8 protein-coding genes and 3 pseudogenes are annotated in these 11,998 nt (G+C 59.3%); 7 read left to right on the forward strand and 4 right to left on the reverse strand.

The genetic code is table 11. The features are described from left to right. Together WS62_RS02885 and WS62_RS02890 are read left to right on the forward strand one after the other, a co-directional pair. Positions 1-111, forward strand: a pseudogene (locus WS62_RS02885) (IS5-like element ISCARN85 family transposase); the annotation flags it as partial. 54 nt (positions 112-165) lie between these two features. Next, the gene (locus WS62_RS02890) at positions 166-1,977 is read left to right on the forward strand and encodes a rhodanese homology domain-containing protein (protein ID WP_066567463.1); all 1,812 of its coding nucleotides are present in this window, start codon (positions 166-168) and stop codon (positions 1,975-1,977) included. Positions 1,978-2,125: 148 nt separating this feature from the next. Here the strand turns inward: WS62_RS02890 and WS62_RS35825 are convergent. From WS62_RS35825 to WS62_RS35835, 3 genes and pseudogenes are all read right to left on the reverse strand, one after another. Beyond that, positions 2,126-2,281 (reverse strand): annotated as a pseudogene (locus WS62_RS35825) (IS3 family transposase); the annotation flags it as partial. 350 nt (positions 2,282-2,631) lie between these two features. Then, on the reverse strand, positions 2,632-2,955 hold the full coding sequence (locus WS62_RS35830; protein WP_197422749.1) for a hypothetical protein: 324 nt from the start codon (positions 2,953-2,955) through the stop codon (positions 2,632-2,634). After that, entirely contained in the window at positions 2,886-4,382 is a 1,497-nt protein-coding gene (locus tag WS62_RS35835) for a hypothetical protein (RefSeq protein WP_156440843.1), read from the reverse strand. Before WS62_RS35835 ends, WS62_RS35830 begins: the two co-directional genes overlap by 70 nt. A 693-nt stretch (positions 4,383-5,075) precedes the next feature. Here WS62_RS35835 and WS62_RS32360 point away from each other — a divergent pair. The 5 genes from WS62_RS32360 to WS62_RS38980 all read left to right on the forward strand — a co-directional run bounded on the left by WS62_RS32360 (position 5,076) and on the right by WS62_RS38980 (position 11,112). Next, a complete protein-coding gene (locus WS62_RS32360; RefSeq protein WP_197422750.1) occupies positions 5,076-5,615 on the forward strand; it encodes a fimbrial protein in 540 nt (179 codons plus the stop codon). Between the two features lie 95 nt (positions 5,616-5,710). Beyond that, positions 5,711-6,427 (forward strand): fimbria/pilus periplasmic chaperone, encoded by a 717-nt coding sequence (locus WS62_RS32365; RefSeq protein WP_197422751.1) that lies wholly within the window; start codon positions 5,711-5,713, stop codon positions 6,425-6,427. A 16-nt stretch (positions 6,428-6,443) separates the two neighbouring features. Further along, positions 6,444-9,245, forward strand: coding sequence for a fimbria/pilus outer membrane usher protein (locus WS62_RS02900; protein ID WP_231748170.1), 2,802 nt, complete (start codon positions 6,444-6,446; stop codon positions 9,243-9,245). 6 nt (positions 9,246-9,251) lie between these two features. Beyond that, complete coding sequence (locus tag WS62_RS02905; protein WP_082720644.1) at positions 9,252-9,809, forward strand: reverse transcriptase domain-containing protein; 558 nt, start codon at positions 9,252-9,254, stop codon at positions 9,807-9,809. A gap of 862 nt (positions 9,810-10,671) precedes the next feature. Next, the gene (locus tag WS62_RS38980) at positions 10,672-11,112 is read left to right on the forward strand and encodes a fimbrial protein (protein ID WP_442855056.1); all 441 of its coding nucleotides are present in this window, start codon (positions 10,672-10,674) and stop codon (positions 11,110-11,112) included. Between the two features lie 550 nt (positions 11,113-11,662). Here WS62_RS38980 and WS62_RS32375 read toward each other — a convergent pair. Then, positions 11,663-11,899 (reverse strand): annotated as a pseudogene (locus WS62_RS32375) (winged helix-turn-helix domain-containing protein); the annotation flags it as partial. Positions 11,900-11,998 lie beyond the last annotated feature (99 nt).

Genomic DNA, 11,998 nt, shown 5'->3' on the forward strand with positions numbered 1-11,998 from the left:
CTGTTCCGTCGATTGAAGGGCTTTCGTCGCATCTTCTCGCGCTTCGACAAACTCGATCTGATGTTCATTGCCTTTATCAACTTCGCCCTGATTGTCGAAGCCCTTCGATAGTGTGAACACGCCCTAGGCGATTCCGCGTCCCCAGGCGATTCCGCGTCCGCGCGCTTGCCGACGCTGTCCGCCGCCGACGTGCGCGCCGCGCTGCTCGCGGGCGCCGAGATCGCATTGATCGACGTGCGCGAAGAAGACCCGTACGCGCACGGCCATCCGTTGTGGGCCACGAACTTTCCGCTGTCGAAGCTCGAACTCGAAGCGTGGACGCGCATTCCGCGCCGCAACACGACGATCGCGATCTACGGCGAAGCGCTCGGCGAAGATCTCGCGCCGCGCGCGGCCGCCGTGCTCGCGGCGCTCGGCTACACGCGCGTGCATCGGCTCGAAGGCGGGCTCGCCGGTTGGCAGGCGGCGGGCGGCGAGTGCTTCATCGACGTCAATGTGCCGAGCAAGGCGTTCGGCGAGCTCGTCGACGCGACGCGGCGCACGCCGTCGCTGTCAGCGCAGGAAGTGAAGCAGCTGATCGACACGCGGGCCGACATCGTGATCGTCGACGCGCGCCGCTTCGACGAATACCGGACGATGAGCATCCCGACCGCGACGAGCGTGCCGGGCGCCGAGCTCGTGCTGCGCGTGCGCGAGCTCGCGCCCGATCCGGCGACGCGCGTGATCGTGAACTGCGCGGGGCGCACGCGCAGCATCATCGGCACGCAGTCGCTGATCAACGCGGGGTTGCCGAACCCGGTCGCCGCGCTGCGCAACGGCACGATCGGCTGGACGCTCGCCGGCCAGACGCTGGATCACGGCGCGTCGCGGCGTTTTCCCGAACATGTCGATGCCGAGCGGCGCGAGGCCGCGCGGCAGGCGGCGCGCGGCCTCGCGCGGCGCGCGGGCGTTGCGCGCATCGCGTTGCACGATCTGCGCACGCTCGAGTCCGACGATCGCACGCTTTATCGCTTCGACGTGCGCACGCCGGACGAATACGCGGCCGGGCATCTGCCGGGATTCGCGAGCGCGCCGGGCGGCCAGCTCGTGCAGGAGACCGATCATCACGCGCCCGTGCGCGGCGCGCGGATCGTGCTCGCGGACGACGACGGCGTGCGCGCCGACATGAGCGCGTCGTGGCTGGCGCAGATGGGCTGGGACGTGAGCGTCGTCGAGCCGGTCGACGCGCGCGAGCGCGGCGAGCGCGGGCAGCCGGCGGCGCGTGCGCCGCAGCCGGCGGAAAGCCCGACGGTATCGGTCGCGACGCTCGCGGAATGGCTCGGCGTGAAGGCGGCGGAAGGCGATGCGGCGAACGGGCTTGCCGAAGGGCATGCGTCGCGGGCCGGGGCGGGTGCGCGAGACACGCGAGACACGCGAGACACGCGAGACACGCAAGATGCACGCGCGCGCGAAGTTGCACGAGAAGATGTCGACGAGAATGCGGCTCAACGAGCGGACGAAGCGCGACGCGAGCCGCTTGCCGAACGTTCCGCGCGATCGGACGACGCATCGGCCGACGTCGCGGTCATCGACGTCACCGCGAGTGCGAATTACGTGCAGCGACACATTCCCGGCGCATGGTACGCGGTGCGCGCGCAGCTTCGCGATGCGCTGACGCGCATTCCGCGCGCGCGCCGCTACGTGCTGACTTGCGGGTCGGGGCAATTGGCGGCGTTTGCGGCGGCCGATCTGCGTGGGCTGGTGCCGGACGGCGCGTCCGTCTACGTGCTCGACGGCGGCACGCTTGCGTGGCTCGCTGCTGGCCTGCCAGTCGAGGACGGCGAGACGCGGCTCGCGTCGCCGCGCATCGATCGCTACCGGCGTCCGTACGAGGGCACCGGCAACGCGGCGGAAGCGATGCAGGCGTATCTCGATTGGGAGTTTGGCCTCGTCGAGCAACTGAGGCTCGACGGCACGCATCGCTTTGAAGTGCTTTGAACGCGCTTGGCGCGTATCGCGAGCGAGGGCTGCTGCGAGCTCGCGACACGCGCCAGGCGATGAGCGCGGAGCGGGCGACGAGCGTCGTAACGACGTACGGCGCGCGACTGACCTTGCCTCTATTCCACGAATCCCATGACCGGCGCAATCAGGCGGCTTGTCCATGCAGGGCGGCGGCCCCGTTCTTCTCGAACGTCATGGGGCTGACGCAGTTCAATGTTGAATGCAGCCGCCGGGTATTGTAGAAGCCCGGCCGGTCAATGACTTCGTCCATCGCCGCACGTCGTGTCGCGAAGTGCCCGCCGGCTGAATCGGCGACCCGGAAAGACGATGGGTTTCATGACGCCCGCGGATGAATGCAACGCCAGCATGGGTGTTGCATTCACCGGTTGAACCCGCAGTCGAGATTCAGCCATTCGTCGCCGCCGGGCGGACGTCGCTTCATGGCCGCACTGAGACGTCGCCGCTGCACGAACAGGCCGCTCACCAATGGACCGTTCACGCACAAGGATGCGCCACATCCGCGGGCAGCAAATGAAAATCCCCGTAGGAACGAGTTCTACGGGGATTTTGTCTTTCGGCATTCGGCGAGGTCCGCCGGGCCGTGTCGAAAGGACCTGGAAATCCAGGCCCTCCGGGGGCGTCAGATCCGGCCTACTTTGGCAGCAAGCCGGACAGCGGTTTCTGCGACAGGAACATCGAACTCATCTCATCCGGCGTCAAGGCACGATTCCACATTGCCAAATCAGAAAAGGCCATTTGCATGGGCCTGTCGGCCGTGGCACGGGTGGGATCATAAGATCCGGCCGTCTGCCCGTTCTTGGCCATGTAGAACTTGCCGGTTCCGTCCTCCCCCAACCCGAAACCGATCTCGCTCGTCTGATTCACGCCGGCCAGGCCCGCGACGTTCATGCCGGCGGCGAACGCATGGGTCTGCGAACGTGTGCCCAGAATGGGATCGAACACATAGCCCGACATGGTCTTCGCACCGACATCGACCACCAGCGCAAAGTACACCCACTGGTTCTCGCTGAACAGGATGTACGGGTTGTTGGTGTCGGTGCGGTGGGAGCCGTCCGCGACGTTGAACTCCGCACCGCATCCGAACATGCTGATGATGATGCCTGCGGTACCGCCGCTTGTAGCATAGCCTGTCTTGTTGCTGAAGATGGGCTCGCCGACTGTGTTCGTGCTACACGCCGGTGCCTTGTACCAAAAGCCGATGGTGAAGGCGCTACTGGTGGCGACTGCGCTGTTGACCACGTCCAGCGAGGAGGACTGTGGCGTAAGCCGGTAACCGTCGTAGCCAGCGGCGTTTGCGATATTAGTATCGATGAACAGACCACGACCGCCCAGCGGGTCGGCGGTCGTAGTACCGCCGTTGGCGTCGGCCGCCCACGGCCCCACGTGCTGTGACCCAGCGCATCGACCGGCGCCGTCTGTTGCGGATCTTCGCCGAACGGGTAGTAGACCGTCAATCCGTTGACCAAAGTGGTGGCCAAGGGCACCGGGGGCTGCGCCTTGATGTACGAGATCTGAGGCGTGGGCACGGCTCGGGCCGACGTGCCTGCGATCACGGCATAGCTGAACTGATACTTGCCGGTTGCCAATTCGCTCTGGTTGGCGAGCGGGTCGGTATAGGTCGTCGTGCCCGTGGGCAGTCTGGCAATTTCCACGCCGTCGCGCATGACGACGATGGCCGCGCTCGCGGTTGCGCTCCATGTGAGCAGGACCCGGGCTCGCGTCGTGTTGTCCTCGGCGATCTGAAGGGTAAGCGCGGGAGGCAGCGCGCCAATCAACTGTCCGCCGTCCATCGCATATTCCTGACTGGTCGGCGATTTGTCCAGAAAGGCCAGCATCGTGGGGGTCACGTCCGCAATGCTGGCGTATTGATACAGTCCCGCGACCGTCGCCGGCAGAGCCGGAGTCAATCCCCGCTGGCCATTGTTTTCATCCTGATTGATGGCAATGAACGTGGCCGACTGCGGCACCTCGGGCAGCCCGTCGGCGCGACCGTTGGCGTTCAGGCCGTGGCTCGAGGCCACGACGACCAGCCACTTGCTATCAGGATTCCTTTCGGTTTCCGACAGGAGCGTGCCAATGGCCACGTCAAGTTGCGCGAGCGTTTGCGCGTATTGAGACGAGGCCAGACCATCGTCCAGCGCCACGTCCTCGGCGGAATGGTACTGGGCGACGATGGTCGCGTAGCTGCCGTTGCCTATCATCTGAACGGCGTTGCGGGTGACACAGTCGTCGGGGACGGCGTCCTTGGAACAGTCGGCCAGCGTGTCCAGCGCGCCCGCGGCGTAATCGGAGGCCAGCAGGGTCGCCAGGGGCACCGAGGCCACCGTTGCCCCGGTCAGATTCGTGCTGGACGCCTTGGCCCTCGAGAACAGGGTCTGCACAGCGGGTTTCTGGCCGGACGTGATCGCGAAGATCCGGTGCCGGTTCCGCCTCACTTACCGGCTGCGGCCGGTAGTACACGCTCGATCTCTCTCCGCCCAACTCTCGCCAGTGCTTCGCGTCGCAGTCCGGCTCGATGTCTGTGCCAAGCGCCGCTTGAACAGTTCATAGATGGTCTGCGGAACGGCTTGCGCAGCGATCCAGGCGGTGATGACTGAAAACACGTCATCTTGCGGATCAGCCGGAAATTCGCCTGGCGACGCGCATACATGACGTGCTGGAAGCCGCAGACTTGGGGAAGCTCAATCAACGAAATACAAAGGACATATATAGGTCGACAAATATGCAATAAAACTCGACCCCTCCGCAGCCCGGTATTTATTACGATATGCAGCGTTTCCTGCTCACTCGCAATTCTGATTTTTGTGTTGATATGCATTGCATCAATATCGACCATCTTTTAATGGCAATAATTGACTTGGAAGGAATATGTTTGCAGTGAGCGCCACCGGCGATTACATCGCGGTGTCGCCGTGTGCGCAACTGAATCTGGCATGGCGGCAGCCGTGTAAGGCTTGCATATTGGAATTGCAATCGGATCTTTGTGATAAATAATTTGCCATCAAATCGGTGGATTTATATTTCGCATATTATTTACGCGACGCACATTTTTAAATTTTATGGATTAAATGGTTATGAATCAAATATATTTTTCACGCTCGTCGGTACTGACGGCGGTAACGGTTGGATTGTTCGCAGCTCAGGCGCACGCTGCGGACGGCATGATCTCGTTCGAGGGCAACATCGTCGGACAAACGTGTTCTGTAGTCTCGGCGGCACAAAATGTTGTGCTTCCGACTATCTCCGTACAAGCACTTAAGGATGGCGTGGCAGCAGGAAATAAGCTTTTTTCTATCTCGGTTAAAGGATGTGACGCCAAAGAAAATGGAACGATCAAGGCTGCATTCGAGGTAGGCCCCAACGTCGACATTGCCACTGGGAATTTGAGGAATAGCGGGCTAGAGAGTGGCGCTGCGAAGAATGTGCAAATTTCATTGCATAACAAAAATGACGGCTCGAAAATCACGATTGGCGATGCCTCGACTATTAAGAGCTACAAGATCGATTCAGGTGGTAGTGCGAAGATGGATTACATTGCAAAATATGTTGCAGTTGGGAGCGTGGGATTCGGCAAAGTAAAGAGTAACGTTACTTTCTCCCTGTACTACGAATAATTATCACATGGCGGGTGAAATCGGCGCGGGCTGCCAGATCATATAATGTAATTGGGATTGCGATGCTAGTTTCACCAATGTTTCGATGCATACTTATGGGCGCTATCTCAATTCTTGGATTGACGATCGCAACCCATGGATGGGGAGGTATTGTGGTGTCCGGTACCCGAGTCGTATATCCAGCTGATCAAAGAGAAGTCAGCGTGCGGCTGACCAATGAAGGGGAGTCGCCCGTACTGGTGCAGGCGTGGCTCGATCAAGGCGATCCAACTGTTAAGCCAGAACATATCTCGGTTCCGTTCACCCTGACTCCCCCTGTCTTTCGGATGGATCCACAACGTGGGCAAACTATGCGTTTGATGTATACGAAGGAACCGTTGCCGCAAGATCGAGAGTCGGTGTATTGGTTGAATGTGCTAGAAATTCCTCCGAAGCCTGCGAATCAGGAGGTGAACCAATTGCAATTGGCTTTCCGTACGCGCATCAAAGTGTTTTTTCGACCGAAAGAACTGGCTGGCTCGGCAGCGAAAGCCCCTTCGAACGTGACGTGGGCCTTAACGCCAATTGCGAATGGGCAGACTTACAGCCTTACGGCGACGAACCCCACGCCGTATGCGGTGTCGTTTAGCAAAGTGCTGCTCAAGTCGGAAGACCAGACTTATATCGCGGAGAGTGGTATGGTCAAACCCTTTGAGTCGGTAGAATTTGTCTTAAAAAATATTAAGCACCCGCTGCAAGGCCGGCTTCAAGTTTTGTATCAGTCAATCACTGATTATGGTGGAAGTGTTGATGGTACTGCAACGCTGAAGTAGTCGATGCTGGCTCAGAATGCATTTCGCTCATGAGGCCGAATTCGCCTATTGGTTTTATCGGCCATTTAAACGCAGCCGTACACACCCATTTCATCATCCTCGATTACGAACCGGGAAGCTTGAGAGTTTCGCCAAACCAATGGATCACTTCGCACCATTACACCTGAAACGGCTGCCCATGCTGATGGGGTTCGCACTGTCCGGGATGACCTGCGAAGCAGGTGCGACAGAAACGTCTCGGGTGACAGCCGAGTCCATTGAGGTTCACGATTCTAATGGAGCAGTTGCACAAGACCCGATTGAGTTCGATTCAACCTTCATGGTTGGCAAAACGGTTGATGCCAGTCGTTTCTCGCACGGGAACCCGGTGTTACCGGGCATCTACGCGGTAGATTTATTTTTGAACGACACACAGATGGCGCGGGAGCGAGTCCGTTTTATCGCATTGAATCCGGATGCGAATGCAGCGCCTTGTCTGACGCTTGCGTTACTGAATTCGATTGGAGTGGAAACTAGTCTTTGGTCCACGTCGCATGGCGGGCATGCCGACGAGGTCGATTCGAATCAATGTATCAATCTCACAAAGACGGTCCCAGCGGCAACGGTGACATATAATTCCGCCGAGCAGCGCCTTGATTTAAATGTGCCGCAGGCATCCTTGCGTCGTAAGGCCCGTGGGGAAGTCGACCCATCGTATTGGCAGCGCGGGGAGACCGCGGGCATCGTACGCTACGACTTGAACGCCTATCACTCGAGCTACGGCGGCGACAGTAGCAACAGCGCCTACCTGGGGCTGGGTGCGGGGTTAAATGTGGGCGATTGGCGATTGCGCTATCGCGGGTCGATGAACTATGGCGAGCGAACTGGCAGTCACTGGCAGTCACTGGAAACCTATGCGCAGCGCGATTTGACCCGCTGGAAGGCCCAATTGACGCTAGGCGACAGCACGACACGGGGCGATGTGTTTGACAGCTTTGGCGTGCGCGGCGTGCAATTGACTTCGGATGACCGGATGCTGCCAGACTCAATGCGTGGCTTTGCGCCAGTCGTGCGTGGGGTGGCACAGTCAAACGCCAAGGTTGAGGTGAAGCAAAACGGTCAGCTGATTTATCAAACGACCGTGGCACCCGGCCCGTTTGAGATCAAGGATCTAAATCCAACAGGCTACGGCGGTGACTTGCAAGTTATCGTAATGGAGGCCGATGGCCAGAGGCACTCGTTTTCGGTGCCCTACGCAACAGTGCCGCAACTGTTGCGTCCAGGCGTATCACGCTTTAGCGTTGCGCTCGGTCGCTACCGCAATATCGGGGGTTACGGCAACTATCAGCCATATGTCGCGCAAACCATCTACCAGCGCGGCTTTACAAACTTGCTGACAGGATACGGTGGCCTAATGGGCTCGCAAGGCTATGGGGCGGCTCTGCTAGGGGTATCGTTCAACACGCCGGCAGGGGCGCTCGCCGTCGACGTGACAGCCGCGCGTACCCAACTGGATAATCATACTTACCAAGGGCAAAGTTGGCGCCTTAGCTATGCGAAGTATCTGCCGCAGACGGCAACCAGTTTCACGATGGCGGCCTACCGCTATTCCACGTCGGGCTATTTTAGCCTCGCCGATGCCGTGCACGCTCGTGGCACACATGCGGGGCGCGGCTATTCCTCATGGAGCCTCTATCGAAAGCGCAATCGGGTTCAACTAAACGTTAGCCAGAAAATCGCTGATTCGGGTTCACTGTATGCGATGGGTATCGCGCAAGACTATTGGAATCGCAGCGGCCGGGATTTGCAGTTTCAGATCGGGTATTCGGGCGCTGCTCGTTGGGGCAGCTACAGCGTATCGGTGCAGCGTAATCTCAATGCGTATGGGACAGTGAATAACCAGGTCTATGCCAGCGTATCGATCCCGTTAGGCGGAAACGGTTTCGACAAGAAGGCGTTGTTTTCGAACCTGAATATGGCCGTGACGACGGATGGCAGCAGGAGGATGTCGGTACAGGCTTCGACCAGTGGCTCGGCGGGCTCGCGGAATCAATGGTCGTACGGCGTCAATGCGGGTTATATGGGTGGTTCCAGCCATGCAACGTCCCTGGGTGGACACGGCATGTATAACGGCGGCAAGGGCGCGGTGAGTGTATCGGCGTCGATGGGCCGGAACACGAATCAGGCCTCGCTGGGCCTTTCAGGTTCGATTGTGGCGCATAAGGGCGGCATTACGCTTGGGCAACCGGTAGGCCAGGATTCTCCTATTGGTCTGGTAGAGGCGAAGGGGGCGGAAGGCGCGGCGATCATCAATAGCCCAGGGGTACTCGTGAACAGTGCCGGTTACGCGGTGGTGCCATACCTTTCAGCCTACCGCGTCAATACACTGGCACTAGACCCGCAGGGGATATCAGAGGACGTGGAACTTGGGAGTAGCAGCCGGGACATCATACCGCGCGCCGGCGCGGTGGTGCGGGCTACATTCGACACGAAGGTGGGTAAGCCGATGCTGATGCGGGTGAAGTTAAGTGACGGCGAACCGGTGCCGATGGGCGCGGATGTGATGGATACGTCATCGAACAATGTCGGTGTGGTCGGCCAGGGCGGTACGGTGTTTGTACGGGGCGTACCGGATAAGGGCAAGTTGTCGGTACGGTGGGCGGAAGGACCGCAGGGTGTGTGCGGCTTCAGCTATCAAGCCGACGCAGAAGGCACGGGCGTTGCCCAGCCGTGCACAACGGTTACCGTCGACCCGTCAAGCAGGGCAACCCAAGCTGCGTCCAGCGCGTCAAACGCAGTGAAGTCAAGTCGGCCGACGTTGCCGATGCGACAACCTTAAAGATCGATGGTTGATTCCGGATACTACAAACATATCCGCAAGGAGCTGGTCTCTGGAATCGTACAGCGAATGGCGGTCGCTCCTGTCCTGCTAGGTCTCATTGAGCAGTACTTGCATTACTCCGTCGAAGACGGAGGAAATATCGTGACGCCGACCTTGGGCATCGGGCGCGGGTGTGCGTTGAGTCCATTGATTGGAGCAAGCCTCCTTTATCACGTCGACGAGCACTATGCGAACCAACCGGAGATTTATTATGTCCGCTATATGGGCGACTTCCTGTTACTGGCTCGAACGCAGTGGGCTTTGCGCCGGAGCGTGCGGGAACTCAACGCGTTCTTCGATCCGTCGGGTTTCGAGAAGCATCCCGACAAAACCCAAATAGGTGGAATCGAACGAGGATTTGATTGGCTGGGCGCTTGGATTACTCCGGCTGGTCTAACCATGGCGCCTCGCGCGCTGGAACATCGCCGGCTGCGTAAGCTGCGGCTTTATGAGCAAGCTCGGGGTAGCGGATTGTCTGAAGAGGCAGCCCTAGGCCGGATCCAGACGTACGTAGAACGGTAGACATCTTGGGCGAACGGGTTGTTGGTTCCGGGTGACGAACTTCGCGTCGGTGCGTCGGAGCCTATCTCCGAAACATTGTGTGCGAGGCATAAACAGGACTAAACCACGGTTTCGTCAGGACGAAAACGACCTCCGGCTAGGCTCGGAATTTGGCCCAGCCACGCCCCCTACGATGTCATCGCCGAAGGGTACGGTAGAACTTGCGCCGGTACTGCGTCTCAACCCCTCCCTCACCCCCTAACCCTTGCGGGATTGCCCCTCCCGGACCACCATGCCAACTCCTACACGAATGCGGCTGTCGCCCCTCTACTGCCTCCTCTCCCTCATGCCGTTGACCGCACACGGCCAAGCCACCAACGGATGCGACCCGATAGGCTCCCATGATATCCGGTTCGGCGACGTCCGAGTCAACAATGCCGTGCCCGGGGAACTCCTCACCCCATGGGTCAGGGGCTATGTAATCTTTCAATGCCGTGGCCAAATGCTCTCAAAAGCGATTCCTTCCATCGGGACCACGTCACCATACGGGCCTGCTCCCCAAGTCTTCGTATCAACCATCCAAGACTACCAAGCCCTGGACACAGTCGCCCTGGAAACGTCAAACAGAGGCGTGGGACTCGCCACGATTGTCAATTGGGAATGCCTTCTACTCAGCGGGGTCTGTGACGGGGCTTGGAAGGGCACTCCGCTAGCTCCGACGAAACTCGAATCAGTAGTGGCGCAGCCAAGTTCTTATAAGATCAGGGTCAACGTCATGTCCGCACTCGTACTGCTCGAACAAATGCCGAATGTCGGATTCGCTTCTGGCCAAGTGGACATCGGGCTAAGCTTGTTCGGAAAACTCCACACGAGTCGTGCCGTCATGCACAGGTGGTTCCTTATCCGTAACACGTGCCGAATAATTCCTCCGCTAACCCCGGTGCACATACCAGATGCCCACGTCTCCTCATTCGCGGGGCCTGGCTCGGAATCCCGCGCCTCCGATTTCTCCGTACGTATCAGTTCCTGTGGTAACACCCCGCTGCGAGTCCGAGTCGAACCCGCCGCTGGCACGGCCCCAGGTTTTCCATCCGTTGCCCGCCTCCTACCCACTTCCGGTGCAACAGGCGTGGGTGTCTTCTTAAAATGGGACAACGGCGCACCGGTGCTCCTGGGCGAAACAACCACACTACGTGAACACCTGCGCTGGGAAACCTCGGACTCCTTCAGCATACATCTTCGCGCAGGTCTAACTCAAACTCTACCGCGCGTGGGCGCCGGGCCGGTCTACGCGCAAGTCAGGGTAACCGTGTCTTATGACTAAAACTGAACCGCAACGGGAATCGTTGTCAAGCGCAGTTGAAATCTGAGCCACTTCGCGCGCGATCGCGCAAAGTAAAACTGGGCCAGTTGGTCAGTTTCTGGTGGTAGGCACGTGGCCGGCCTTGCGTTGTTGTTTAAGCCGGTAGCAATCGTCATCGATTGATGGAAAGCCTCGGCTATATTCCGCCCGCCGAAGCTGAGGCAAATTACTATCGGGAACTTGAAACAGCTGCCGCCGAACCCGCATCAACTTAAACCAACCAGCCTCCACGATTCCCGGGGCGGTTCACGCCGATCGACCTCCCACTTTGCGCCGCGTGCTTGAGCTGCGCACAACTTACCGATCAGGAGGATGAAGCGGATCGCGAGTGGACCCGACGTGCAAGTCGCTTTCTGCGCTGCGTCCTCGGCCTTGGCGAACGCGCGTCTCATGTGCGTCGGTCCAGTGGGCATGCAACTGAGGCGTCGGAAGTGGTTGTGCGAATCCGTTTGGAAATTCGCCAGCCGTCGAGTGAGGTCGTGTCCGGGACTGCGAGATTAACGCCACAGTTCTATCCCCATTCGGCCTTTGAAAACTGATAGCCTTTGTTGCGAATCGTCTTGATGCGTTGGAAGCTGTCACTGTTATCGCAGAGCTTTCGTCTGACTCTGCATATGAGTCCGTCAATCGCACGATCAGCTCCATTAAATTCTATACCGCGCAACTTTAATATTAGTTCGTTGCGAGTTACGACCTCGCCAGCGCGGCAGGCGAGCGCCCATTGTCGATGGCGGTCAAAATCCGCGCTTTTCCGGCGGCGTCACGTAACGGCGGCATGACACAAGTTTCAAAATCGACGTTGCAGGAGCGACGAACCTGTCGGAAGCGGGATATTGACGCGGGGCGC

Origin of the sequence: Burkholderia sp. ABCPW 14, from assembly GCF_001523835.1 — a bacterium.
Classification (GTDB): Bacteria; Pseudomonadota; Gammaproteobacteria; order Burkholderiales; family Burkholderiaceae; genus Burkholderia; species Burkholderia mayonis.